This is a genomic window from Streptomyces hilarionis (assembly GCF_024539675.1).
Lineage (GTDB): Bacteria > Actinomycetota > Actinomycetes > Streptomycetales > Streptomycetaceae > Streptomyces > Streptomyces hilarionis.
The window spans coordinates 1-25,446 of record NZ_JAHHIT010000090.1; the positions used below are offsets into that span (position 1 = coordinate 1).

Genomic DNA, 25,446 nt, shown 5'->3' on the forward strand with positions numbered 1-25,446 from the left:
GCGGAATGGCAGACGCGCTAGCTTGAGGTGCTAGTGCCCTTTATCGGGCGTGGGGGTTCAAGTCCCCCCTCGGACACGTGAGATGAGCGAGGGTCGTGACCATGGGTCGCGGCCCTCGCTCGCGTGTGTGGGGCATCTCTCGCCGCTCCAAGATCGTGCAGGTCAGCAGTGCCTGCCGACAGCCCCGGGGAGCCCCGGACGGCCTCGCCCGGTGGCCGACAGACCAGGGCGTGCCTAGCGTCGTACTAAAATATCCGGCTTGTTACGGAGCTGGACCGGACAACCCCAGGCAGACCTGCGGGCCCGCCGGCGCCCCGGAGGCTTCCGGGATCGAGACGCGAGGACCGATGGCAGCCACACACGAGAGCAGCGCTCTCGGCCTGCTCGACGATGAAATCCGCGCACAACTCGGCGACACCGCCCGCTTCTCCGGCGGTCCCGCCGCCTCCCCCCGCACCCTGGTCGACGTCCTCGACGCGACGGTGCGGTCGTTCCCGGACGAGCCGGCGCTGGACGACGGCGCCGGCTGCCTCACCTACCGCGCCCTCGCCGTGGCGGTGGAGGGGCTGCGGCGGAGGCTCGCCGCGGCCGGCGTGGGGCTCGGCGACCGGGTGGGCGTGCGCGTGCCGTCCGGCACCAACGACCTTTACGTCGCGATCCTGGCCGTCCTCGCCGTCGGCGCGAGCTATGTGCCGGTGGACGCCGAGGACCCCGACGAGCGGGCCGAGCTGGTGTTCGGCGAGGCGGGCGTGCGGGCCGTCGTCGGCGCGGGGCACGAGATCACCGTGCACGGCACGTCCGCGACGGCCCCCGCCGCGCGCCCCGGCCCCGAGCACGACGCCTGGGTCATCTTCACCTCCGGCTCCACCGGCCGTCCCAAGGGCGTCGCCGTCAGCCACCGCAGCGCGGCCGCCTTCGTGGACGCCGAGGCCGCCCTGTTCCTCGTCGAGGAGCCCGTCGGGCCGGGCGACCGGGTCATGGCCGGGCTGTCGGTGGCCTTCGACGCCTCCTGCGAGGAGATGTGGCTCGCCTGGCGCTACGGCGCCTGTCTGGTACCGGTCCCCCGCTCCCAGGTCCGCAGCGGCGCCGATCTGGGGCCCTGGCTGGTCGAGCAGGAGATCACGGTCGTCTCGACGGTGCCGACGCTGGCCGCGCTCTGGGAGCCCGAGACCCTCAACGACGTCCGCCTGCTGATCTTCGGCGGCGAGGCCTGCCCGCCCGAGCTGGTGCAGCGCCTGGTGACGGAGGGGCGGGAGGTCTGGAACACCTACGGGCCGACCGAGGCGACCGTGGTCGCCTGCGCCTCGCTGATGTCGGGCGAGGAGCCGGTCCGGATCGGGCTGCCGCTGCGCGGCTGGGAGCTGGCGGTCGTGGACGAGGCCGGCGCGCCCGTGCCGTTGGGCGGCAGCGGCCAGCTCGTGATCGGCGGCGTCGGGCTCGCGCGCTACCTCGACGCCGAGAAGGACGCGGAGAAGTACGCGCCGCTGGAGTCGCTGGGCTGGGAGCGGGCCTACCGCAGCGGCGACCTGGTGCGCGCCGACGCCGAGGGGCTCGTCTTCCTCGGCCGGGCCGACGAGCAGATCAAGCTCGGCGGACGGCGCATCGAGCTGGGCGAGGTCGACGCGGCACTCCAGGCGCTGCCGGGCGTGGCGGGCGCGGCGGCGGCCGTGCGGACCGCGCGCAGCGGCAACCAGCTCCTCGTCGGGTACGTCGTCACGCAGGAGGGCTGGGACCAGGCGGCGGCCGTGGAGCGGCTGCGCACCGAGCTGCCCGCGGCCCTGGTGCCGCTGCTGGCGCCGGTGCAGGACCTGCCGACGCGGACCTCGGGGAAGGTCGACCGCAACGCGCTGCCCTGGCCCCTGGAGGGGCTGGAGACCGGCGGCCGCGCCGAGCAGCTGTACGGCACGGAGGCCTGGCTCGCCGAGCAGTGGAGCGAGGTGCTGGGCATCCCGGTCGCCTCGGCCTCCGACGACTTCTTCGCGATCGGCGGCAGCAGCCTGGGCGCGGCCCAGCTCACCTCGCGGCTGCGCACCCGCTACCCCGGGGCCGCGGTGCTGGACGTCTACCAGCAGCCGACCCTGCGCAAGCTGGCCCGGCGACTGGAGGCCTCGGCGCAGGACGACGCCGGCAGCCGCACCATCGCGCCCGTGCCGAAGCGGACGCAGTTCCTCCAGCTCCTGCTGCTCCTGCCCCTGTTCACGCTGCTCGGCCTTCGCTGGACGGTCGCGCTGGCCGCGCTGGGCGATCTGCTGCCCGCCTACGGCTGGCTGCCGACCGCGCCGTGGTGGCTGGTGGCTGCCGGTCTCCTGCTGTTCTTCAGTCCGCCCGGGCGGCTCGCGCTCGGCGCGGGCGGGGCACGGCTGCTGCTGCGGGGGGTGCGGCCCGGCCGTCATCCGCGGGGCGGCTCGGTCCATGTGCGGCTGTGGGCGGCGGAGCGGCTGGCCGACTTCAGCGGGGCGACCTCGCTGACCGGGGCGTGGCTGCAACGCTACGCGCGGGCGCTCGGCGCGAAGGTCGGCCCCGACGTCGACCTGCACACGCTGCCGCCGGTCACCGGCCTGCTGAAGCTGGGCCGGGGCGCGGCCGTGGAGTCCGAGGTGGACCTGTCCGGCTACTGGCTGGACGGCGACCGGCTGGAGATCGGCTCGGTCAAGGTCGGGGCGCACGCGGTCGTCGGCACGCGCAGCGCGCTGTTCCCCGGGGCGCGTGTCGGCAAGCGGGCCGAGGTGGCGCCCGGATCGGCGGTCACCGGGCAGATCCCGACGGGTCAGCGGTGGGCGGGAGCGCCCGCCGTCAAACTCGGCCGGGCCAAGCGCAACCGGCCCAAGGAGCGGCCGCCGCAGAGCCGGTACTGGCGGGCCATGTACGGCGTGTCGGGACTCGGGCTGACGCTGCTCCCGGTGCTGTCGGGCGCGGCGGCGCTGCTGGTGGCGTCGGCGTTCGTGACGCCCGGCGACGGTCTCCGGCCGGCCCTGCGGGGTGCGGCCGTCGCGCTCGTGCCCGCCACGCTGGCCTACGGGGCGGCGTACGCGCTGCTGGTGCTGGTCGCCGTCCGGCTGCTGAGCATCGGGCTGCGGGAGGGCACGCACCCGGCGCACGGGCGGGTCGCCTGGCAGGCCTGGACGGTGACCCAGCTGATGGACCGGGCGCGCGAGACGCTGTTCCCGCTGTACGCCGGGCTCATCACGCCGGTGTGGCTGCGGCTGCTGGGCATGCGGATCGGGCGGGGCGCCGAGGTGTCGACGGTGCTGGCCCTGCCGAGCCTGACGACGGTCGGCGAGGGCGCGTTCCTCGCCGACGACACGCTGACCGCGCCGTACGAGCTGGGCGGCGGCTGGGTGCGGGTGGGGCGCGCGGAGATCGGCCGGCGGGCGTTCCTCGGGAACTCGGGGATGACCGCGCCGGGCCGGTCGGTGCCGGACGGCGGGCTGGTGGGCGTGCTGTCGGCGACGCCGAAGAAGGCGAAGAAGGGCACCTCGTACCTGGGGCTGCCGCCGGTGAAGCTGCCCCGGCACACGGCGGACGGCGACGACAGCCGCACCTACGAGCCGCCCGCGCGGCTGCTGTGGGCGCGGGCGCTGGTGGAGCTGTGCAGGATCGTGCCGGTGCTGTGCTCGACCGCGCTCGGGGTGGCCACGGTGGCCGTGCTGTGCGCGCTGGGGGCGTGGGCGCCCCTGCTGGCGGGCCTGGTGCTGCTGGGCGCCGGGGTCGCGGCGGCGGTCGTGTCCGTCGTCGCCAAGTGGCTGCTGGTGGGCCGCCACCGTGCCGGGGAGCACCCGCTGTGGAGCGGTTTCGTGTGGCGCAACGAGCTGGCGGACACGTTCGTCGAGGTCGTGGCGGTGCCGTGGCTGGCGGGCGCGGTGCCGGGGACGCCGGTGATGACGGCGTGGCTGCGCGGTCTCGGGGCGCGGATCGGCCGGGGCGTGTGGGTGGAGAGCTACTGGCTGCCCGAGTCGGATCTGGTGACGCTGGAGGACGGTGCCACGGTCAACCGGGGGTGCGTGCTCCAGACTCACCTCTTCCACGACCGGATCTTGCGGACGGATACTGTGGTCCTCCGTGAGGGCGCCACGCTGGGCCCTGGCGGGATCGTGCTGCCCGGCAGCACGATCGGGGCCCGGACGACCCTGGGTCCCGCGTCGCTCGTCATGGCCGCGGAGTCCGTCCCGGACGACACCCGCTGGCTCGGCAACCCGATCGAGGCATGGCGTCCCTGAGAAGGGGCTACTCGGAGTCGGTGGGCGGTGGACCGGCGGCGAGTGGTTCGAGTACAGGTCAGGGAGCGGACGGGGACGTGGCAGTTCAGCAGACGGTCGGGCCGGATCCGTACTTCCCGGCCAACGGCGACCCCCGGTACCGGGTGCACCGGTACGAGCTCACGCTGGACTACCGGCCGGGTCCCAACCGGCTGTCGGGGGCGGCGCGGATCAACGCCATCGCCGGGCGCGCGTCGCTGGCCGAGTTCCAGCTGAACCTGGCCGACTTCAAGATCGGCCGGGTCCGGGTGGACGGCCGGCAGCCGCACTACACGCACCGGGGCGGCCGGCTGCGCATCCGCCCGGCCAAGCCGATCCGGGCCGGGGCGGCCTTCACGGTCGAGGTGCACTGGTCGGGCAACCCCAAGCCGGTGAACAGCCCGTGGGGCGGCATCGGCTGGGAGGAGCTGGACGACGGCGCGCTGGTGGCGAGCCAGCCCGTGGGCGCGCCGTCCTGGTACCCGTGCAACGACCGGCCCGCGGACAAGGCGTCGTACCTGATATCGGTCACGACGCCGTCCGCGTACGCGGTGGTGGCGGGCGGGCGGCTGCTCACGCGGACGGCGAAGGCCTCGACGACCACCTGGGTGTACGAGCAGTCCGCGCCGACGTCGAGCTATCTGGTGGGTCTGTCGATCGGCGAGTACCAGACCGTGCTGCTGGGCGATCCGGGGCTGGGCGGGGTGCCGCAGCACGGTCACATCCCGGCGCATCTGCTGGCGGAGTTCTCCCGTGACTTCGCGCGCCAGCCCGGGATGATGCACCTGTTCCAGCAGCTCTTCGGCCCCTACCCGTTCGACGAGTACGCGGTGGTGGTGACGGAGGAGGAGCTCGACGTCCCCGTCGAGGCGCAGGGGTTGTCGCTGTTCGGGGCCAACCACGTGGACGGCGCCCGGGGCTCGGAGCGGCTGGTGGCGCACGAGCTGGCGCACCAGTGGTTCGGCAACAGCGTGTCCATCGCCGACTGGCGGCACATCTGGCTGAACGAGGGGTTCGCCAAGTACGCGGAGTGGCTGTGGTCGGAGCGGTCCGGCGGTCGCAGCGCGCAGCAGCTGGCCGCCGTGGCGCACCGGACGCTGTCGGCGCAGCCGCAGGACCTGCGGCTGGCCGACCCGGGCCGCAAGTCGATGTTCGACGACCGGCTCTACGAGCGCGGCGGCCTCACGGTGCACGCGCTGCGCTGCGCGCTGGGCGACGAGGCGTTCTTCCGGATGCTGCGGGCCTGGCTGTCCCTGCACCGGGGCGGCGCGGTGACGACGGCGACGCTGATGGCGCACGTGGCCCGGTTCGCGCCGGAGCCGCTGGACGACCTGTTCGACGCCTGGGTGTACGCGACGGCGCTGCCCCCGCTGCCGGTCCTGCCGGCGGCCCGGGGCGCGTAGCGCTCCACGCGAGGGCGGCGACCGGCCCGTCCGGGGTCCGCCGTCCGGCGCCCGCCCGGCCATCGCGCCCGCGGGCCGGTGGGGCGGGTCGCGCAGTTCCCCGCGCCCCTTGGGGGTGAGCCGAGTCGCGAAGTACCGGTAGGAGCCGGGCCTGCGGCACCGGCCCCCCGTATCCCGTCCACCGCGCCGTGCAGGCCCCGCGGGCAGGTGGGGGCGGGTCGCGCAGTTCCCCGCGCCCCTTGGGGGTGAGCCGAGTCGGGAGGGGCCGGTAGACGCCGGGGCTGCGGCCCCGACTCCCCCGCATCCCCTCCACCGCGCCGTGCAGGCCCCGCGAGCCCGTGGGGGCCGGTCGCGCAGTTCCCCGCGCCGCTCGAGGGGTGAGCCGAGTCGGGAGGGGCATCGTGTGCCGTGGCCGGGTGCCCCCGAGGCGGTGGGGACGGGGGCGGGCAGAATGGGGGCATGGTCCGACGTACCGCTCGTTCGCGGCAGCGAGTCGCCGCCTCCGTGTCCGCCGACTGCCCGTGCGGGCTGCCCGCGTCGTACGAGGGCTGCTGCGGGCGCTATCACGCGGGCGGCGACGCCGTGACCGCCCCCACCGCCGAGGCGCTGATGCGGTCGCGCTACAGCGCGTTCGTGCGCGGTGACGTGCCCTATCTGCTGCGGACCTGGCATCCGCGCACCCGGCCGGAGCGGCTGGAGCCGGACCCCGGGATGCGGTGGACGGGCCTGGAGATCCTCGGCACGTCCGAGGGCACCGCGTTCCACACGTCCGGCGTCGTGGAGTTCCGGGCCTCCTACCGGGGCGGGGCACTGCACGAGCGCAGCCGCTTCGAGCGGGTGGGCGGGGCGTGGGTGTACGTGGACGGGGAGTTCCCGGAGTAGCGGGTCGGCGGGCGTCAGGGGCGTCAGGGGCGTCAGGGGGCCAGGATGTCGAGTTCCTGGAGGGCGCCGACCGTGATCTCGCGGGTGAGCCGTTCCGCGCGCATCGGGTCGCCCTCGCGGACCGCTTCGGCGAGCTGGACGTGCAGGGTGACGGCGGCCGGGTCGGGGTCCTCGAACATGACCTCGTGATGGGTGCGGCCGGCCAGCACCTCCGCCACGACGTCGCCGAGCCGGGCGAACATCTCGTTGCCGGACGCGGCGAGGACCACCCGGTGGAAGGCCACGTCGTGGACCAGGTACTCCTGGAGCCGCCGGCCGCGTGAGGTGGCCACCATGCCCAGGGCGCACCGCGTCAGCTCGGCGCACTGCTCGGCCGTGGCGTGGGTCGCCGCCAGGCCCGCCGCGACCGGCTCGACGGCCGAGCGCAGGACGGTGAGCGAGCGCAGCTGGTGGGGCCGGTCGGCGCCGGCCAGCCGCCAGCGGATGACCTGCGGGTCATAGACGTTCCACTCGGCCCGGGGCCGCACCGTGACGCCCACGCGGCGGCGGGACTCGACGAGGTGCATGGACTCCAGCACCCGGACCGCCTCGCGCATCACGGAGCGGGAGACGTCGAAGCGCTGGGCCAGTTCGTCGGTGCGCAGGACGCTGCCCGGAGGGTACTCACCCGCGGTGATCGCGGGGCCCAGGGCGTCCAGTACTCGGCCGTGCAGACCCCGGCCCGGAGTGGTCATGCACACAGAGTACGCGGTAGATCACGAAGCCAAAAAGTCAGACTTATATGTCACAGACTCTTGTATTCGTCGTACCTAATCGGCTTCAGTGTCGTCGGCGCTCCTTGGCGCCAGGTGTCGAGGAAGACAGCGAGGCGAAGATGCGCACCCCCCCTGTCGTCGTGGTGATGGGCGTCGCCGGCACGGGCAAGACCACGATCGGTCCGCTGCTCGCGGCCCGGCTGGGCGTCCCGTACGCCGAGGGCGACGACTTCCACCCGCAGGCCAACATCGCCAAGATGTCGGCCGGCGTGCCGCTCGACGACGACGACCGGCAGCCGTGGCTCGACGCCATCGGCGGCTGGGCGCACGAGCGGGCCGGACTCGGCGGGGTGGTCAGCTGCTCGGCGCTGAAGCGGTCGTACCGCGACCGGCTGCGGGCCGCGGCCCCCGGAGTCGTCTTCGTGCACCTGGCCGGCGACCGGTCCCTGATCGAGGACCGCATGGCGCACCGGCAGGGTCACTTCATGCCGACCGCGCTGCTGGACTCCCAGTTCGCCACGCTCCAGCCCCTCCAGGCCGACGAGGCGGGCGTCGCCGTCGACGTCTGCGGCAGCCCCGAGAACATCGCCGGCCGGGCCGTGACGGCGCTCGCCGCCCTCCCCGGCCCGGCCGCGTGACCCCCCTCACCCTCCCCCCGTCCCGATAACCGCAAAGGGAACCCCGTGACCAGACTCAGCGTCGAGATGCTGGCGGCGGACAAGGTCGAGCCGATCACCTCGGCCGGCCACGCACAGCTGGGCCTCGCCGTCCTGGCGGGCATCGCCGTGATCGTCCTGCTCATCACCAAGTTCAAGCTGCACGCCTTCCTGGCGCTGACCATCGGCTCGCTCGCGCTCGGCGCGTTCGCCGGGGCGCCCCTCGACAAGGCCATCGCCTCCTTCACCGCCGGGCTGGGCTCCACGGTCGCCGGGGTGGGCGTGCTGATCGCGCTGGGCGCGATCCTCGGCAAGCTGCTCGCGGACTCCGGCGGCGCCGACCAGATCGTGGACACCATCCTCGCCAAGGCGGGCGGCCGCTCGATGCCGTGGGCGATGGTGCTGATCGCCTCCGTCATCGGCCTGCCGCTGTTCTTCGAGGTCGGCGTGGTGCTGCTGATCCCGGTGGTGCTGATGGTCGCCAAGCGGGGCAACTACTCGCTCATGCGGATCGGGATCCCGGCGCTGGCCGGTCTGTCGGTGATGCACGGACTCGTCCCGCCGCATCCCGGCCCGCTGGTCGCGATCGACGCGGTCGGCGCCAACCTGGGCGTCACCCTGGCGCTCGGCGTGCTCGTCGCCGTGCCGACGGTCGTCATCGCCGGTCCGCTGTTCTCGAAGGTCGCCGCCCGCTGGGTCGACGTCCCCGCCCCCGACCGCATGATCCCGCAGCGGGCCTCGGAGGAACTGGACAGGCGTCCCGGCTTCGGCGCCACCCTGGCCACCATCCTGCTGCCGGTCGTGCTGATGCTGTCCAAGGCGCTCGTCGACATCGTGGTGGACGACCCCGAGCACACCGTGCAGCGCGTGTTCGACGTCGTCGGCTCGCCCCTGATCGCCCTGCTCGCCGCCGTCCTCGTCGGCATCTTCACGCTGGGCCGGCCCGCGGGCTTCAGCAGGGAGCGGATCTCGCAGCTGGTGGACCGGGGGCTCGCGCCCATCGCGGGCATCCTGCTGATCGTCGGCGCGGGCGGCGGCTTCAAGCAGACGCTGATCGACTGCGGTGTGGGCCAGATGATCCTGGACGTCTCCGAGGACTGGTCCATACCGGCCCTGCTGCTGGCCTGGCTGATCGCGGTGGCGATCCGGCTGGCGACCGGCTCGGCGACGGTGGCGACGATCTCGGCGGCCGGACTGGTCGCGCCCCTCGCGGCCGACATGTCGACCGCGCACACCGCCCTGCTGGTCCTCGCCATCGGCGCCGGCTCGCTGTTCTTCAGCCATGTCAACGACGCCGGCTTCTGGCTGGTGAAGGAGTACTTCGGGCTCAGCGTCGGCCAGAACGTCAAGACCTGGTCGGTCATGGAGACCATCATCTCGGTGGTCGCCGGCGGGCTGGTCCTGCTGCTCTCGCTCGTCGTCTAGGCCCGGCCCGTCCGGGGGCACGCGGAGCAGTCCGCGGGCCCGACGAGCTTGCGGAGCACGCGAGTTCGCGGAGCACCCGTTCGCGGGGAACCCGTTCGTGAGGGGGCGGTCACGGCCGCCACAGGCGGTGTTCCCGTTCCGCCCACTCGCGGCTCACCGAGCCGGTGCGCATGCCGCGCCGGGCCTCCGGGTCGCCCAAGGCCATGCCGATGTGACCGGCCAGGACGACGCCGATGGTCAGGGCCAGCCAGTCGTGGACGAAGGTCGCGCTGGTGCGCCACATGATCGGGGCCAGGTGGGTGAACCACATGAGCAGACCCGTGCCGAGCATGACCAGGCTCGCCCCCGCGATCCAGGACGCGTAGACCTTCTGCCCGGCGTTGAACTTGGCCGCCGGACGCGACTCCCGGCGCTTGTCGCGGCGCAGGGCGGCCCGCAGCCAGCGCCGGTCGTGCGGGCCGAAGCGGTTGAGGTGTCCGAGGTCGGCGCGGAACGCCCGCGAGGCCAGGCCCGCCAGGACGGGCACGGGCAGCGCCAGGCCCGCCCACTCGTGCACGCGGACGACCAGCTCGCGGCGGCCCACCAGCCGGGCGAACTCGGGGATGTACAGGAAGGACGCGGTCACCACGCACACGCCCATCAGCAGGGCCGTGGTGCGGTGCACCCACCGCACGGCGGGGGTGAAGCGGCGCACTCGCGCCGGGTGCGGCGCCTCAGTTCGTAGGGTCATCGTCGCGTCCGTTCGAGCGGCCGACCCAGGCGTCGACGTCGTAGCCGCGGTTCTCCCAGTAGCCGGGCCGCACCTTCTCGGTGACGGTGATGCCGGAGAGCCATTTGGCCGACTTGTAGAAGTACATGGGCGCCACGTAGAGCCGGACGGGTCCGCCGTGGTCGTGCCCGAGATCCTTGTCCTGCATCCGCAGCGCCACCAGGACGTCGGCGCGGCGGGCCTGCGCCAGGGTGAGGCTCTCGGTGTAGGCGCCGTCGAAGCAGGTGAAGCGGACGGCGCCGGCCCCGGGCCGCACACCGGCCGCGTCCAGCAGCGCGGACAGCCGCACGCCCTCGAAGGGGGTGCCGGGCACGCGCCAGCCCGTGACGCACTGGACGTCCCTGACCATCCGGGTCTGGGGCAGGGCGCGCAGCTCGTCCAGCGTGTAGACGCCGGGCCGGTCGACCAGTCCGTCCACGGTGAGGCGGTAGTCCGTGGCGTCCCTGTGCGGCACGGACGAGGTCACCGAGTAGTAGCGGAAGCCGCCGCCGTTGGGGAGCAGGCCGGTGAGCCCGGTGGGGTCCCGGTCCGCGGCACCGGCCAGGAAGGCCTCCAGGCCACGCTGCAACGGGGGTGCGGCGATCACGCCCAGGGCGCCCAGGGCGAGCGTGCCGAGGAACACCCGCCGGCCGACGGGCGCACCGCGTTCGCCGGACGCCCCGGGGTCACGGGAGGGTTCCGCGCCGTCCGGCCGCCGCTCGGGCGGGGCGGGTCGTGCGGGGGGCTCGGGTCGTTCGGGTCGTTCCGGTTGTCCGGGCGGTTCGGGGGTCACCCCTCCATTCGAGCACCAGGGTGCCCGTCGGGGCCAGGGATCCAGGACCGCCGTCAGACTTCCGTCATCACTTCTCACCCGGCTCTCGGCCACGGCACGCACCGACCGGTCCGCAGCGCGGCGGCACGGGCCGCCCGGAAGGCCTCGCCCGGGTCCCGGTCCGGGTACGACCAGGGCTGCCGGGTGACGTGCCGGCCGATGCGCCGGAAGAGGGCGGCGGCCTCGGCCCCCCGTCCCCCGCACACCGTGGCGTGGGCGAGGAAGTTGAGGTCGACCAGGTGCCGGGGGTGGTCGTCGTGCTCCCACTCCAGCCACCAGTCGAAGGCCGCCTTCAGCACGTCCGGGGCCCGCCCGTCGCGCCAGTGGCCGCAGGCGGCGGGGTCGGCCGGCACGAAGCCGTGCGCGGCCAGCACACGGTAGCGCTCGGCGTGCGCGACGACCGGCAGGATGGCCAGCGGGGAGTCGGCGGGCGCCTGCTCGGCGGCCCAGGCGGCGAACTCGTACACCTCGTGCAGCGGGTCGGGGCCGCGGTCGGCACGGCGTTCGGCCAGGCGGGCCACCATCAGGTGGTGCGCGTGGTGGTGGTCGCGGTGCCGGGCGCGGATCTCCTCGAAGATCCGCACGGCCCGTGGCCCGCCCGTCCGCTCCAGCTGGAGCAGGCCCAGCCAGGGGGTCGGGTCGGCGGGTGCGAGCTCGGCCGCCGTGCGGCACGCGGCGCGGGCGGGAGCGGGGTCCTCCTTGCCGCGCAGGGCCCGGCGGACGCGGGCCAGGGCGAGCAGGACGGCGGCGTCGGGGCAGTCCGGTTCGGCGAGCAGCCAGTCGTCGGCCCAGGCGGCCGCGTACGGTTCGCGGGCGAGGACGGCGACCCGGTGCGCGCGCCGGTCCCAGTCGTCGCCGGTGCGGGCCAGCAGGGCGCGCACCGGCTGTCTGCGGCCCTGCGCCAGCGCGGCGCGGGCGGCGACGAGCCGGTCGTCGTCCAGGGCCGGGTCGGGGGCCGGGCCCGGGCACTGCCCGTCGGGGCCGAGGGGTGGCGGGGGTAAGGGCACCGCGGGACTTCCTCATCCTCCTCGGCGGCGGCTCTGGCATCGGCCCGCGATCGGCCGATCACCCACAGCCAATCGTCGGCCGGCGTCCACCGTCAAGGCCCGGCGACCGTGCCCGCGCCGGCCGCCGCGCGACCGAGGACGGGCCGCGGCGCCCCGCCGCTGGTGGGGCCCTTCGCGGGCGGCGCCGCCCGGCGCCGGTGTGGCGTACGCCATGGCGCGGCCCGGCCGCAGCCCACACCATGGCGGTACGGCCGCGACGGCCGTACGGTCGCGCCCCGGCCCTCGGGCCCGGCGCCGCGGGCGGGTCGACCGCCCGGTCAGGGGTACTCCCGGAAGCACCGTCCCGGGGTGGACCCGAAGCGAAGGATTCCGGCACTCGCAGGGCACCGCGGACGCCGGGACGCTACAGTCGGCCACACGCACCCCGTCCGTGGTCCGACCGGATGATCGAGGTACGCAGCGTGTCGGTACTGGTTCTGGTTCTCGCCGTGAGCGCCGCCTGCTGCCTGGGCTTCGGGTTCGTGCTCCAGCAGAACGCGGCCCAGAGGGCGCCGCTGGGCGACTTCCTCTCGCCGCGGCTGCTGCTCGACCTGATGAAGGTGCCCCGCTGGCTCGGCGGCATCGGCCTGATGGTGGCGGGCATGGCGCTGGGCGCGGTCGCGCTCGGCCAGGGCGAGATCTCCCTGGTGGAGCCCCTGCTCGCGACGAACCTGCTCTTCGCGCTCGCGCTCTCCCGGCACCAGACGAAGCAGCCGCTCGGCCGCCAGGGCTGGGCCGGCCTGCTCCTGCTCGCGGGCGGCGTGACCGCCTTCATCGTGGCGGGCCAGCCGCGCGGGGGCACCGCGGTCGCGGACCCGTTGCGGCACTGGCTGATCATCGGCGTGATGGTGGGGCTGGCGCTGCTGCTGACGACGTACGCCAAGCGCTCCCGGCTGAGTTCGGGGCCGGTCCTGCTCTCCCTCGCGGCGGGCCTGCTGTACGGCGTCCAGGACGCCCTGACCAGGGTCAGCGGACAGCGGTTCGGCGCGGGCGGCCTCGGTGAGCTGCTCACCGGGTGGCAGCCGTACGCGGTGCTCGCGCTCGGCGTGAGCGGACTGGTCCTGGTGCAGAGCGCGTTCGAGACGGCGCCCCTGCGGATGTCGCTGCCCGCGCTGACGGCGGCCCAGCCGCTGGCGGGGATCCTGTGCGGCGTGGGCTTCCTCGGCGACCAGCTGCACACCGACACCGGCGCGCTGGCCTGGGAGGCGGCGGGACTCGCGGCGATCGTCGCGGGCATCGTGCTCCTCGGGCTGCACCCGGCGATGCCCCGGGGCGCGGCGCCGCGCGAGCGGGTGCCGAACTTCCAGCCGCAGTGACCGGCGGGCCCGTTCCCGCGTCCCGGACGGCACGGTCGTGCGTCGGGGATGGCCTGCTTGGATGGGCGGTATGAGCGCTGCTGACGAGATCCTCGACGTCGTCGACGAGAACGACCGGGTCGTGGGGCGGTTCCCCCGGGGGCGGGTGTACGCCGAAGGGCTGCGTCACCGCTGCGTCTTCGTCCGGGCCCGGGACGCGGAGGGCCGGCTGTTCGTGCACCGCCGGACCGCGACCAAGCTGGTCTTCCCCTCGCTGTACGACATGTTCGTCGGCGGCGTGGTCGGCGCGGGCGAGAGCTACGACGACGCCGCCCTGCGCGAGGCCGAGGAGGAGCTGGGGGTGAGCGGGCTGCCCCGGCCGGAGTTCCTCTTCAAGTTCCTCTACGACGGCGGGTCCGCCGGGAGCTGGTGGTCGGCCGTCTACGAGGTCCGCTGCGAGCTGCCGGTGCGTCCCCAGGTGGAGGAGGTGGCCTGGCACGCGTTCCTGCCCGAGGAGGAGGTCGAGCGCCGCCTGCCTGTCTGGGAGTGGGTTCCGGACGGGCTGGCCGCGTACCGGCGTCTGAAGGAGTTCCGGCCGACGGGCTGAGCGGGGCCCGCCGGAGTGCTCCGGGCGGGGCGGCGGACGGCGGGTAGGGTCCGTCGGGTGATCGAGTTCGTGCGGAATGTCAGTCTGTGGTTCGCTCCCGAGCAGGTGCGGGCGGAGGGCAGCACGCCCGACTACCGGTTCTCGCTGGCCAACGAGCGTACGTTCCTGGCCTGGCTGCGGACCGCGCTGGCGCTGATCGGCGGGGGGTTCGCCGTGGACCAGTTCCTGCCGGACCTGCGCTGGGGCTGGCGGGTCGGGCTGGCGCTGGCCCTGCTGGGGGCGGGCGTGCTGTGCTCGTTGCGCGCGGTGAACCACTGGATGCGCTGCGAGCGGGCGATGCGCCGGGGCGAGGACCTGCCGGCGTCCCGGTTCCCGGCGCTGCTGGGCGTGGTGGTCGCGGTGGTGGCGGTGGCGATGGTCGTGGTGGTGCTGGTGGGGTGGGAGGGGTGAGCGGCCCGTCGCCGTCCCGGCGCGATCCCGGGCTCCAGCCGGAGCGGACCCGGCTGGCCTGGCGGCGAGCGACGCTGTCGAGCACCGTCACCGCCGTGCTGGCCGTGAAGGCGGCGGTGCACGGCGCGGGCGGCAGGACCTCGGCGGCCGGGATCGTCGCCTGCGCGCTGTGCTGGGTTCTGTGGCTGGCCTTCCTGCTGCTCGCCCACCGGCGTATCCGGTCCCTGGCCGCCGTGGCGACTCCGGCGCCCCTGGCGCCGCGGCACGCCACGTCGGTGGTCCTGTGCACCGTCGCCACGGCGGCCTGCGCCGTGGCCCTGGTGATCTAGCCCGGGTCCCGGGCGTCCGCCGCACCCGTGCCGTCGTCGGCGTCCGTGGCGTCGTCGGCGTCCCAGGCCACCGTGACGACGATCTTGCCGCGGGTGCGGCCCTCCTCGTTCAGCCGGTGGGCCTCCGCCGCGCGCTCCAGCGGGAACGTGTCGGACACGTGCACCGAGACGACGCCCTGCTCGGCCAGTTCCGCCAGTCGGGTGAGGTCCTCGGCGTCGGGCCGCACCCAGTAGTAGCGGCCGCCGTAGCCGACGACGTCGCCGTCGGCGATCGAGACCAGGCGTCCTTCCGGGGCCAGCAGGTTGGCGGAGACCTTCAGGGTGTCGCCCCCGATCGTGTCGAAGGCCGCGTCCACCCCCTCGGGCGCCAGCCCGCGCACCCGCTCGGCCAGTCCCTCGCCGTAGGCGACCGGCTCGCCGCCCAGGGAGCGCACGAAGTCGTGGTTGGCCTCGCTCGCCGTGCCGATCACCCGGGCGCCGAGGTGGCGGGCGAGCTGCACGGCGATGGAGCCGACCCCGCCGGCGGCGGCGTGGACGAGGACCGTCTCACCTCGCTTGACCCGCAGGGCCCCGGTCAGCACCTGGTAGGCGGTGAGGCCGGTCAGCGGCAGGCCCGCGGCCTCCTCCCAGGTGAGGTTGCGGGGCTTGCGGGCGAGGGTGCGCACCGGCGCGGCCACGTACTCGGCGAAGGTGCCGCGGGAGAGGAAGTCCTCGCGGACGTAGCCGATGACCTCGTCGCCGACGGAGTACTCCGCCACGGACACCCCGAGCTGGACGACGACCCCCGAGACGTCCCAGCCGGGGACCACCGGGAAGACGGCGTCGAGCATCGGGTCCAGGTAACCCTGACGGCACTTCCAGTCGACGGGGTTCACGGCCGCCGCCCGGACCTTCACCAGCACCGAGTCGGGACCGATCTTGGGCTCGCGGACGTCCCCGTACACGAGGGTCTCGGGGCCGCCGTAGCGGGAGTAGCTGATGGCCTTCATGGCTTCGACCCTCGGGGGTCCGCGCACGCCGCGCAAGCGGGACGACCCGATGCGGGAGGTCCGTGCGGCGGCCGACTCCACGGGGCGGGAAGGGGCGGCGGGCGGCCGGTCACGGCCCGTCCGCGGCTCCCGGGGCGCCGCCGGGTCCGCCGTCGTCCTATCGTGGCCCCGATCACGTTGGGCGTGACCACTGGACGGCATACCGACCGGTCGGCATCATGAAGGGGTCCTGTTCACCCGTCCCGCCCACAGGAGCGACGCATGAGCCCCGACCACCCGCCCGGACTCGACCTCGACCGGCTGCGCGCCCTGCTGGAGCGCGAGCGTCCCGGTCTGGTCCACGGCCCCCTGACCGGCCGGCTGATCGAGGGCGGACGGTCGAACCTCACCTACGCGGTCTCCGACGGCGAGGGCAGGTGGGTCGTCCGGCGTCCGCCGCTCGGCCACGTGCTGGCCACCGCGCACGACATGCGGCGCGAGCACCGGGTGATCAGCGCCCTGCACCCGACGAGCGTGCCGGTGCCGCGGCCGGTGCTGCTCTGCGAGGACGAGCAGGTGCTCGGGGCGCCGTTCTACGTCATGGAGTTCGTCGAGGGCACCCCGTACCGGACGGCCGACGAACTCGCCCCGCTGGGCGAGACGCGCACCCGGGACGCGATCCTGTCGCTGGTGGACACGCTCGTGGAGCTGCACGCGGTGGACCCCGCCGAGGTGGGCCTGGCCGACTTCGGCCGCCCCGAGGGCTTCCTGGATCGGCAGCTGCGCCGCTGGGGCAAGCAGCTGGACGCCTCCCGCAGCCGCGACCTGGCCGGGGTCGACGAGCTCCACGCGGCCCTCGGCCGCGCACTGCCGCACTCCCCCGCGCCCGCCGTCGTGCACGGCGACTACCGCCTCGACAACGTGCTGATCGGCCCGGACGACACGATCCGGGCCATCCTCGACTGGGAGATGTCGACGCTCGGCGATCCGCTGACCGACCTCGGCCTGCTGGTGATGTACAGCGTGCCGCTGCGGCTGCCCGACTCCCCGATCTCCACGACGGCCTCCGCTCCCGGCCACCCCTCGCCAGCCGAGCTGATCGAACGGTACGCGGCCCGCTCCGGGCGCGACGTATCCGCGGTCTCCTGGTACACGGCGTTCGCCTGGTTCAAGCTCGCCGTGATCCTCGAGGGCATCCACTACCGGTACACGCTGGGCCAGACGGTGGGACGCGGCTTCGACCGCATCGGCGAGCTCGTCCCCGTCTTCATCGACCACGGACTGACCACTCTCCAGGAAGGCTGACCGGCATGGACTTCACGTTCGACGCCCGCACCGAGGAACTCCGCGCCAGGCTGCTCGCCTTCATGGACGAGTACGTCTACCCGGCCGAGTCCGTGGCGGAGGAGCAGCGAGCGGCGCTGGCCTCGCCCTGGGACACGCCGGCCGTGGTCGGGGAACTCAAGGCCGAGGCGCGCCGGCAGGGCCTGTGGAACCTGTTCCTGCCCGACGCCGAGCACGGCGCGGGTCTGACGAACCTCCAGTACGCGCCGCTGGCCGAGATCACCGGCCGCTCCCCCCACCTGGCGCCGACGGCCCTGAACTGCGCCGCGCCCGACACGGGGAACATGGAGGTGCTCGCGCAGTTCGCGGACGAGGCGCAGAAGAAGCAGTGGCTGGAGCCGCTGCTCGCCGGGGAGATCCGCTCGGCGTTCGCGATGACCGAGCCGGAGGTGGCCTCCTCCGACGCCACCAACATCACGACGCTCATCGAGCGCGACGGCGACGACTACGTCGTCACGGGCCGCAAGTGGTACATCTCCGGAGCGATGAACCCGGACTGCGCGATCTTCATCGTGATGGGCAAGACGAACCCGGACGGCGCCGACGTCCGCCGCCAGCAGTCCATGGTGCTCGTGCCGCGCGACACCCCGGGCGTCACCGTCAAGCGGGCCATGAAGGTCTTCGGGTACGAGGACCACTCCCACGGCGGCCACGCCGAGGTGGTCTTCGACCACGCGCGCGTGCCGGTGACGAACCTGATCGGCGAGGAGGGCGGCGGTTTCGCCATCGCCCAGGCCCGGCTCGGCCCCGGCCGCATCCACCACTGCATGCGGCTGATCGGCATGGCCGAGCGCGCGATCGAGCTGATGTGCCGCCGGGCCGTCGCCCGTGACGCCTTCGGCAAGTCGCTGGCCCAGCAGGGCGTGGTCCACAACTGGATCGCGGACGCCCGGGTGACCGTCGAGCAGCTGCGGCTGCTGGTGCTCAAGACCGCCTGGATGATGGACACCGTCGGCAACCGGGGCGCCCACACGGAGATCCAGGCCATCAAGATCGCGACGCCGCGGGCGGTCGTCGACATCATCGACCGGGCGATCCAGCTGCACGGCGCGGGCGGCGTGAGCCAGGACTTCCCGCTGGCGGAGCTGTACGCGAGCGCGCGCACGCTGATGATCGCGGACGGACCGGACGAGGTCCACCAGCGGTCGCTGGCCCGCCGGGAGCTGAAGAAGTACCTCTAGGCAACCGGTCGCGGGATCCTGCGACGGGAACCGGTGAGGGGCGGTCGCCACGGCGACCGCCCCTCACGCGTGCACTCCTCACGCGTGCCCGCCTCGCGCGGGTCCGGAGCCTACGGCCGCAGCGCCCGCAGCAGCAGGTCGGCGAGGTGGTCGGCGACCTCCTGCGCGCCCATCGGGCCGTCCGGGCGGTACCAGGTCGACAGGTGGTGCACGGACCCGAAGTGGTAGTCCACGACGAGGTCGGCCGGGGTCGCCGTCGAGAAGACGCCGGCGCGCTGGCCCTCCTCGACGAGCGCACGGAAGCGTTCGTGGTAGCGCCGCCGCTCGGCGCGCACCTGCTTGTTCTTCTCGGGACCGAGATGGTGCATCGAACGGAAGAAGATCATCGCGTCGTCGAGGTTCTCGATGGTCGTGACGACGACGTCCGCCGCCGCGCCCCGCAGCCGCTTCTCGATCGGCTCGTCGGCGTCCGCGAACGCGTCGAGCCGCTCCTGCTGGACGCGCAGCACGCGCGCGTAGACCTCGTGCAGCAGGTCGTCCTTGGAGCCGAAGTAGTGGTACAGCGCCCCCTTGGTGACGCCCGCGGCCTCGACGATCTCCTGCACCGAGGTGCGGTCGTAGCCCTGCTCGGCGAAGAGCCGGGTGGCGGCGGCGAGCAGCCGCTGCGGCACGGGCGTCCCGTCGCCGTCCGTCGTCCTGGGCACTGCCGCCACCTGCCTTCTTCCTCGATTGCTCACTGGCCGTCGTGTGCGCGGGAACGCAGTTCCCGACGGAGGATCTTGCCACTCGCCGTCTTGGGCAGGTCGGGCAGGATCTCCACCTGACGCGGATACTTGTACGCCGCCAGCCTGTCCTTGCAGTAGGCCGCGAGCGTACCGGCATCCGCGTCGGCGCCGGGACGCAGGCTGATGTAGGCCTTGACGGTCTCGCCCCGGTAGCCGTCCGGCACGCCGACGACGGCCGCCTCGCGTACCGCCGGATGCGTGTACAGCACGTCCTCGACCTCGCGCGGCCACACCTTGAACCCGGACGCGTTGATCATGTCCTTCTTGCGGTCGACGACGTACAGCCAGCCTTGTTCGTCCATGAACCCGATGTCGCCGGTGCGCAGTTCGCCGTCGGGGAAGGTCTCGGCGGTGGCCTCGGGGCGCCGCCAGTACCCGGGCACGACCTGCGGGCCCCGGACGACGATCTCGCCCTGCTCGCCGAAGGGCGCCTCCGCGCCCTGGTCGTCCACGATGCGCACGACGGTGTCGGGGCCGGGCACGCCCACGGCGAGGGTCCCCGAGGCCGGGTCGACCGGCGCCTCCAGCTGCGGCGGGACCGAGGCGCAGGGGGCGGTGCACTCGGTGAGCCCGTAGCCGTTGCGGATGTAGGGCCCGAAGCCGGCCCGGAACTTCTCCACCAGGGCCGGCGGGAGCGGTGCGCCGCCGGAGGAGATGTGCGCGAAGGACGCGAAGTGGTCCCGGGTGCAGGACGGGTGGGCGGCCAGCGCCATGAACGCGGTGGACGGGCCCACCGTGTAGTGCGGCCGGTGCTCGGTGAACGCCTCCAGCACCACGGCCGCGTCGAAGCGGTAGGTGAGGGCGAGCGTGCCCGCGCTGTTCAGAGCGGCCACGAACTGGCAGACCATGCCGGTGATGTGGAACAGGGGCGCGAGCGCGTAGTACACGGGCGCGTCGGGCAGGCGCAGCCCGGTGCGCTGCCGTTCGGCGTTGTGCATGATGTTGCCGTGCGTGTTGGTGGCGCCCTTGGGGGCCCCGCTCGTGCCGGAGGTGTAGCTGATCAGCGCGATGTCGGCGGCGGCGGCGGCACGGTCCTCGGGCGCCTTGTGGCCGGCGCGGGCGACGGCGGTGAGGTCGTCGGCGTCGGGTGCCTGCGGGAGGCGTTCGAAGCCGAGCACGCGGGTGTCGCCCCGCGTCTGGAAGTCCAGCTCGCAGCCGGTCAGGGCGATCCGCACGGGAGAGTCGGCGGCCGTGTCGCGCAGATACGCCTCCCACGCGCGGTCGGAGCAGATCAGCGCCGTCACCTCGCCGTCGTGCAGGACGTGGGCGACCTCCGCGCTCTTGTACATCGGGTTCACCGGGACGACCGTCGCGCCGGCCTTCCACGCGCCGAGCAGGGCGAGGACGAAGAGCGGGGAGTTCTGGAGCAGGACCGCGACGCGGTCGCCGCGGGCCAGCCCGCGCGCGGCGAGGTGGCCGGCCACGGAGTCGCTGAGCTCGTCGACCTCGCGGTAGCTCAGTCGGCCGTCGAAGTAGGCGAGGAAGACGCGGTCGGGGGCCTCGGCCACGGACCGGCGGAAGGCGTGCACGGCCGAGGCGGCGGGCTCGATCGGGGCGCGCTGGGCGTCGTCGAGGAGAGCCAGCCAGGGCTTGGCCGCGTACCGGGAGGCGGACTGGGTCATTCGGCGGTCTCCCACTTCTGCTGGAGGTGGTTCATGTTGGTCAGCCAGCGGTCGGGGTCGCCGGCGCGCACCTGGTAGTACCCGGCGACCTCGGGGTGCGGCAGGATCAGGAAGCGGTCCTCGGCGATGCCCTTGAACAGGGCGTCCGCCACGTCCTGCGGTTCGATCGCGGTCGGCTTGAGGACCAGGTCGCCCGCGCTGCCGGTGGCGTCGAGCATGTCGGTGCGCACGCCCTGGGGGCAGATCGCGTGGACGCGTATCCCACGGTGGCGGTAGGTGAGCGAGAGCCACTCGGCGAAGGCGTACGCGCCGTGCTTGGTGACGCTGTAGGGGGCCGCGCCGATCATGGTGAGCAGTCCGGCGGCCGAGACGGTCGAGACGAACCGGCCGCGGCCGCGCTCCAGCCATTCGGGGAGCAGCGCGTGGGCCGCGCGGACGTGGGCCATGACGTTGACGTCCCAGGCCTGCGCCCAGACGGCCTCGTCGGCCGACTCCGAGCCGCCCGAGGCGACCCCGGCGTTGGCGCAGTACACGTCGACGGCGCCGCCGAGCGCCTCGCGGGCCCGGTCGACGATCGTGGAGGCGTCGCCGGGCACCGCGATGCCGCCGATCTCGGCGGCCACCGCCTCGGCCCGCTCCGCGTCCAGGTCGTTGACGACGACCCGGGCGCCCTCGGCGGCGAAGCGGCGGGCCAGCGCGGCCCCGATGCCGCCTCCCGCTCCGGTCACGACCACTGCGGCATCCTGCACGGCTTCCACCATCGGTCTCCTTCGACGCGACTGCGGCACGAATCGGCTCTGCCCGCCAGACTAACCAGTCGGTATGTTGCGGCGGAAGGGTTACCCGGGGATCGCCGCCGAGTCCGGCGGCCGCGGCGGCCGCACCTGCCGTCCGTGCACGTCGCGTCGTCGACGCCCGCGGGCGGGGTCACGCATGGGTCGCAGGGCCATGGTCGCAGGCGCAGGACGCCGGACGGGCGCGAGGTGGCGCCGAGGAGGCGAGGAGGCACGGCGGGCGGACGCGAAGGGGCGCGGCGGGGTGCGGACCGGGCCGGCCGCGCGGGCGCGCGCGCCGGCGCCTCGTGTGGCCATCGCTCGACGGAGGCGGGCGCGGGGCCGCGCGCGGCACGCGGACGGCGGGCCGCGTCCGTGAGGACCCGGCCCGCCGTCGCGGGGACCGCCGGTGCTACCGGTGCGAGGTGAACTCCACGACCTGCTGGAAGGTGGGACGGTTCTGCCAGCTGATGTTGCCGTGCTTGATGCCGCCCAGCGTGCGCTGGACGATCGAGTCGGCGCACCACTGGTTGCCCGCCGCGCACAGGGTGTCGCCCGGGTAGACCTGGGCCGCGGTCTTGCCGGCCGCCGTCTTCAGGGTGCTGATCAGGACGTCACGGCAGCCGCTCAGGGTGCCGCCGCCGCAGTACTTCCGCGTCAGCCCGCCCTGGACCGACTCGCCGAGCACCGCGCGCACGTCCTTGTCGACATAGCTCCACCAGCCGTACTGGAAGGAGCTTCCGGCGTGCGACCCGGTCGGGCCGTGGGCAGCGGACGGGGCCTCGTCCACGGGCAGGTTGGCGGTGAACGCGCTGTACAGGTCGGCGCCGAGGCCGGGTTCGAACTCGGCCTTCACCAGCAGCGGCCACCAGGCGTCCAGGATGCGGATCGCGTCGGCGTCGGCGTACGTCTTGGAGCCGGCCGACGTCTCGGTGCGTCTGCCGCCCGCCGTGAGCCAGGTCTGGAGCTTGGTCACCGCGGCCGCGGCGGCGGAGTCGGTGACCGGGGAGCTGTTGACCACCTTCAGCAGGTCGGGCAGCACGTCCTCGGCCCGCAGGTCGACGAGCGCCGCCTCCGCCATCGCCTTCGTCAGCGCGGCGCGGGTGACGCCGCCGGCGGCGACCAGCTTCCTCACCCGGTCCTCGAGGAGGTTGCCGCGGTGCACGGAGCCGTCGCCCCACGAGGCCGTGGCGTAGTCCTTGGCCTGCTTGTTGTTCCAGGAGACGTAGTAGTCCTGGTCGACGGAGTTGGGGTGGGCCGAAGGGGGCGTGTACGCGGCCGTGTTGGTGGCCGGGACCCAGTTCTTCCACTCGTACGCGGCCTGCGCCCAGACGGGGAACTCGGCGTCGACGCCGTTCGCGCGCACCGGGTTGTCGCCGCTGTTGTAGTAGGCCGTGTGGGAGGAGTCCGCGTAGAACCAGTTGAAGGTGTAGTTGATGTGCTGCACCGCGCTCTGGAAGGTCTGCGGGCTCTTGACGTAGTCCGGGTCGTTCAGCATCTGGAAGCCGATGATCGAGTCGGCCTCGTGCATGAACGACGAGCGCAGGGTCGTGTAGGCGACCTTCTTGCCGCCGACGGTCGCCCGGTACTGCACGGGGCCGTACTTGGTGCGGTAGACGCGCATCGTGTACGAGCCGGCCGCCGTCCCGTCGGCGGTGGTCGGCTTCCAGGCGTTCTTCTGCTCGACGACGTCCATGGCGGTGCAGACGCCGTGGAAGAGGTAGTGGTAGTCGTCCTGGCACAGCTCGACCGCGTAGGAGTCGATGATGTCCTGGCCGGACGTCGTGGCGCTCCACGCGTAGTCCTGGCCGCGGCCGAGCTCGACGTACATGCTCAGGCCCGCGAAGGAGGCGCCGCGGGCGCTCAGGCCCGGCCCCTGGATCTCCTGGAGCATGAGCAGCTGGGGGGCGAAGTAGCCGGTCTGCGGGCCGAACACGGCGATCGGGTGTCCGCTCGCGGTCGATCTGCCGCTCACCACCAGGGCGTTGGACATGCCGCGCCGGGCCGATGTGAGGGCGGACGCGGTGGCCGCCGCGGCGGCGGCGCCGGCGCTCTGGTCGCCGCCGGTGCCCGCGGCGTCGTAGACGAGCGGCTGCGTGGTCACCGAACCGTCGTCGGGCAGCGCCTCGCCCTGTGCGTCGGCGGGCTTGGCGGCGTATGGGAAGCTCTCGCCGTTGTGGACGGTGAGGACGGCCTCGGGGTCGTTGCGCTCGCGGAACGCCTCCCAGACCTGGGTGCCCTGCTCGACGCCGTACTTCTCCTGCGCGGCGAGCAGCGAGACGGCGTTGTCGACCTCGCCGCCGCCGCCGGAGCCGAAGAGCGAGCCGATGACCGAGGCCAGCGCCACCAGGTCGGTGATCTTGAAGTGGTCGATGGTGCCGGCGTTGGTGATTGAGTCCTTGTGGCCGGTGAGGACGTATTCACCGGGGAAGTAGCGGCCGCTGTCCGAGGCGTCGATGTAGGCGTTGATGCCGGCCAGGTAGGCGTCCGCGTCCGCGAGGGCCTGCTGGCCGCGGGCGCCGTTGGCCGCGACGGCGTTGTCGATCTGGGCCTGGAGGTCCGCCTCGGTGTACGGAGCGTTGCGCCAGAACTGCTGTTCCAGGCCCTGGTTGGAGGGCGCGCCGCCGGCGAAGGCGGTGAGCTGGCCGCGTCCGACGTGGCGGAAGACGTCCATGAGCCAGAGCCGGTCCTGGGCGGCGGCGTACCCGGCGCCGAACTCGGTGCCGTACCGGGTGGTGCCGGTGATGTGCGGGACGCCCGTCTTCTTGTCGCGGACGATCGTCACGTCGCCGCGGCCCGCCGGCTTCAGGGTGGAGGCGACTTGATCGGAGGGGACGCCGAAGGACGCGTCGTTGAAGAAGGTGTTGATCGTCGCGTTGGTGAGGGTGGGATAGCCCTTGGCGAGGTTGGCGTAGGGGCCGAGCTGGTCCTCGGCGTGGTCGGGCTGGGTTCCGAAAGCCTGGTTGAGCAGGACCTGGGCGAGCGTGGCGTTGCCGTTCTCGCCCGGCGGCAGGATGTCGGAACACTGGCCGCCGCAGTAGTCGTTCGACGCGGTGGCCGTTCCGGTGGCGGCCGCCACTTGGGTGATCGGCGACAGAAGACCTGCGATCAGCGCGCATACGGAGGCTGTCTTCAGGAACCCGGGGAATCTGCCGGGAGTTCTCAGTCTGTCGAGGGTGTTGCGGGGGGTTCGCCGTGGCATCGGCTGCTCCTAGCGATGGGGGTGGCCGGAAGGTTACCGCCGGTAGCACCGGGATTTGAAGATGAACAAGCGTCAAGTTTTCGACTGGGGGAGGGCATCGGAGATCGGAGGGAGCCGAATGGCATGTCGATACGTCCATTCGACGACGTCCGTACGACGACGCCGAAGTGACCGAAGTACAGGTGCAGATGTGACGGAGGTGCAAGGCGATGGCCGGTTTCCGGAGTCTGGCGAGACAGGTGCGGGACCCGCGGTGCGATCTGGCGCTGCGGCGCTACTCACTGCGCAAGTGCCTGGAGAGGTTCGCCCCCTACGGACACAGGGCGACCTGGGACCACCTGTGCTCCCGGGCCGGGTTCGGTCCGCAGGACCGCTCCCCCGACCCTGCGCGGCTCGTGGCCGCGTTGGACGAACTGGAGGAGGCCCGGGCCGTCTGGCTCGCCTACGAGGCCGAGTTCGCCGAGCGCCGCAGGAAGGAGAAGCACGACGGGCTGCGCAGGCCCGGCACCGTGGACGACTGGCACCGGCTGACCTGGGGCGGTTTCGGCGTCGCGTGGTGCGACGACCCGCGGGTCCACCCCCGTGAGCCGCTGGCCGAGGTGCTGCGCAGGCTGATCGCCGCGCTGGAGCGCGCGCCGGGCGCCGTCTGCCCGGTGTGCGGCGGCGAGGAGCTGCCCTGGAAGTACGAGCTGGACCACGAGCCCTCGGCGGGTCCGGTGTGCGCGGACTGCGGGATCCTCGTGCCGCGCCCTGTCCTCACCCCCGAGGCCCTGGCGTACGCCCGGCGTGGACGACTGCTGATGTCCGCCTGAGACACGGGGCGGGGCGAGCAGCACGGCGGGGTGGTGCGCCGGGGGTTGCGCGCCTCCCTGTTCCGCCGCCCCGCTCGGGGGCGGCGGTCGCCACGG

Annotated in this window: 21 protein-coding genes; 12 read left to right on the plus strand and 9 right to left on the minus strand. The window is 73.7% G+C overall.

The window, feature by feature from the left end; all coding sequences use genetic code 11:
• Positions 1-347 precede the first annotated feature (347 nt).
• The 3 genes from KMS84_RS22300 (at position 348) to KMS84_RS22310 (ending at position 6,520) form a co-directional block, all read left to right on the plus strand.
• Positions 348-4,217, plus strand: a complete 3,870-nt coding sequence (locus KMS84_RS22300) for a Pls/PosA family non-ribosomal peptide synthetase (protein WP_256918184.1) — start codon at positions 348-350, stop codon at positions 4,215-4,217.
• A 77-nt stretch (positions 4,218-4,294) separates the two neighbouring features.
• The gene (locus tag KMS84_RS22305; protein ID WP_256918185.1) at positions 4,295-5,638 is read left to right on the plus strand and encodes a M1 family metallopeptidase; all 1,344 of its coding nucleotides are present in this window, start codon (positions 4,295-4,297) and stop codon (positions 5,636-5,638) included.
• 459 nt (positions 5,639-6,097) lie between these two features.
• A complete protein-coding gene (locus KMS84_RS22310; protein WP_256918186.1) occupies positions 6,098-6,520 on the plus strand; it encodes a YchJ family protein in 423 nt (140 codons plus the stop codon).
• A 32-nt stretch (positions 6,521-6,552) separates the two neighbouring features.
• On the opposite strand, the gene KMS84_RS22315 is transcribed toward KMS84_RS22310, so the two are convergent.
• Entirely contained in the window at positions 6,553-7,254 is a 702-nt protein-coding gene (locus tag KMS84_RS22315; RefSeq protein ID WP_256918187.1) for a FadR/GntR family transcriptional regulator, read from the minus strand.
• A 140-nt stretch (positions 7,255-7,394) separates the two neighbouring features.
• On the opposite strand from KMS84_RS22315, the gene KMS84_RS22320 reads away from it, so the two are divergent.
• Together KMS84_RS22320 and KMS84_RS22325 are read left to right on the plus strand one after the other, a co-directional pair.
• On the plus strand, positions 7,395-7,913 hold the full coding sequence (locus KMS84_RS22320) for a gluconokinase (protein ID WP_256918188.1): 519 nt from the start codon (positions 7,395-7,397) through the stop codon (positions 7,911-7,913).
• Between the two features lie 45 nt (positions 7,914-7,958).
• Positions 7,959-9,356: a GntP family permease gene (locus KMS84_RS22325; RefSeq protein ID WP_256918189.1), complete on the plus strand. Its 1,398-nt coding sequence runs from the start codon at positions 7,959-7,961 to the stop codon at positions 9,354-9,356.
• Between the two features lie 109 nt (positions 9,357-9,465).
• On the opposite strand, the gene KMS84_RS22330 is transcribed toward KMS84_RS22325, so the two are convergent.
• The 3 genes from KMS84_RS22330 to KMS84_RS22340 form a co-directional block, all read right to left on the minus strand.
• Entirely contained in the window at positions 9,466-10,086 is a 621-nt protein-coding gene (locus KMS84_RS22330; RefSeq protein WP_256918190.1) for a cytochrome b/b6 domain-containing protein, read from the minus strand.
• The gene (locus KMS84_RS22335) at positions 10,070-10,747 is read right to left on the minus strand and encodes a molybdopterin-dependent oxidoreductase (protein WP_256918217.1); all 678 of its coding nucleotides are present in this window, start codon (positions 10,745-10,747) and stop codon (positions 10,070-10,072) included. The genes KMS84_RS22330 and KMS84_RS22335 overlap by 17 nt, the downstream gene beginning before the upstream one ends.
• A 224-nt stretch (positions 10,748-10,971) precedes the next feature.
• Positions 10,972-11,943 (minus strand): hypothetical protein, encoded by a 972-nt coding sequence (locus tag KMS84_RS22340; protein ID WP_256918191.1) that lies wholly within the window; start codon positions 11,941-11,943, stop codon positions 10,972-10,974.
• Positions 11,944-12,404: 461 nt separating this feature from the next.
• Here KMS84_RS22340 and KMS84_RS22345 point away from each other — a divergent pair, with 461 nt between their 5' ends.
• The 4 genes from KMS84_RS22345 to KMS84_RS22360 all read left to right on the plus strand — a co-directional run bounded on the left by KMS84_RS22345 (position 12,405) and on the right by KMS84_RS22360 (position 14,663).
• A complete protein-coding gene (locus tag KMS84_RS22345) occupies positions 12,405-13,298 on the plus strand; it encodes a DMT family transporter (RefSeq protein WP_256918192.1) in 894 nt (297 codons plus the stop codon).
• A 70-nt stretch (positions 13,299-13,368) separates the two neighbouring features.
• Entirely contained in the window at positions 13,369-13,884 is a 516-nt protein-coding gene (locus tag KMS84_RS22350) for an NUDIX hydrolase (RefSeq protein ID WP_256918193.1), read from the plus strand.
• A 57-nt stretch (positions 13,885-13,941) separates the two neighbouring features.
• Positions 13,942-14,334: a YidH family protein gene (locus KMS84_RS22355; protein ID WP_256918194.1), complete on the plus strand. Its 393-nt coding sequence runs from the start codon at positions 13,942-13,944 to the stop codon at positions 14,332-14,334.
• Positions 14,331-14,663, plus strand: a complete 333-nt coding sequence (locus KMS84_RS22360; RefSeq protein ID WP_256918195.1) for a DUF202 domain-containing protein — start codon at positions 14,331-14,333, stop codon at positions 14,661-14,663. The genes KMS84_RS22355 and KMS84_RS22360 overlap by 4 nt, the downstream gene beginning before the upstream one ends.
• On the opposite strand, the gene KMS84_RS22365 is transcribed toward KMS84_RS22360, so the two are convergent.
• The gene (locus KMS84_RS22365) at positions 14,660-15,652 is read right to left on the minus strand and encodes an NADP-dependent oxidoreductase (RefSeq protein ID WP_256918196.1); all 993 of its coding nucleotides are present in this window, start codon (positions 15,650-15,652) and stop codon (positions 14,660-14,662) included. The two genes, KMS84_RS22360 and KMS84_RS22365, sit on opposite strands and share 4 nt — an antisense overlap.
• Before the next feature lie 261 nt (positions 15,653-15,913).
• Between KMS84_RS22365 and KMS84_RS22370 the strand changes: the two genes are divergently transcribed.
• Together KMS84_RS22370 and KMS84_RS22375 are read left to right on the plus strand one after the other, a co-directional pair.
• On the plus strand, positions 15,914-16,936 hold the full coding sequence (locus KMS84_RS22370; RefSeq protein ID WP_256918197.1) for a phosphotransferase family protein: 1,023 nt from the start codon (positions 15,914-15,916) through the stop codon (positions 16,934-16,936).
• A 5-nt stretch (positions 16,937-16,941) separates the two neighbouring features.
• Entirely contained in the window at positions 16,942-18,156 is a 1,215-nt protein-coding gene (locus KMS84_RS22375; RefSeq protein WP_256918198.1) for an acyl-CoA dehydrogenase family protein, read from the plus strand.
• Between the two features lie 110 nt (positions 18,157-18,266).
• Here the strand turns inward: KMS84_RS22375 and KMS84_RS22380 are convergent, their stop codons facing one another.
• The 4 genes from KMS84_RS22380 to KMS84_RS22395 form a co-directional block, all read right to left on the minus strand.
• Positions 18,267-18,860, minus strand: coding sequence for a TetR/AcrR family transcriptional regulator (locus KMS84_RS22380; protein ID WP_256918199.1), 594 nt, complete (start codon positions 18,858-18,860; stop codon positions 18,267-18,269).
• A 29-nt stretch (positions 18,861-18,889) separates the two neighbouring features.
• On the minus strand, positions 18,890-20,563 hold the full coding sequence (locus tag KMS84_RS22385) for a class I adenylate-forming enzyme family protein (RefSeq protein WP_256918200.1): 1,674 nt from the start codon (positions 20,561-20,563) through the stop codon (positions 18,890-18,892).
• A complete protein-coding gene (locus tag KMS84_RS22390) occupies positions 20,560-21,324 on the minus strand; it encodes an SDR family oxidoreductase (RefSeq protein ID WP_256918201.1) in 765 nt (254 codons plus the stop codon). The genes KMS84_RS22385 and KMS84_RS22390 overlap by 4 nt, the downstream gene beginning before the upstream one ends.
• 424 nt (positions 21,325-21,748) lie before the next feature.
• On the minus strand, positions 21,749-24,538 hold the full coding sequence (locus tag KMS84_RS22395) for a penicillin acylase family protein (protein WP_256918202.1): 2,790 nt from the start codon (positions 24,536-24,538) through the stop codon (positions 21,749-21,751).
• Positions 24,539-24,747: 209 nt separating this feature from the next.
• Here KMS84_RS22395 and KMS84_RS22400 point away from each other — a divergent pair, with 209 nt between their 5' ends.
• A complete protein-coding gene (locus tag KMS84_RS22400; RefSeq protein WP_256918203.1) occupies positions 24,748-25,350 on the plus strand; it encodes a hypothetical protein in 603 nt (200 codons plus the stop codon).
• Positions 25,351-25,446: the final 96 nt, after the last annotated feature.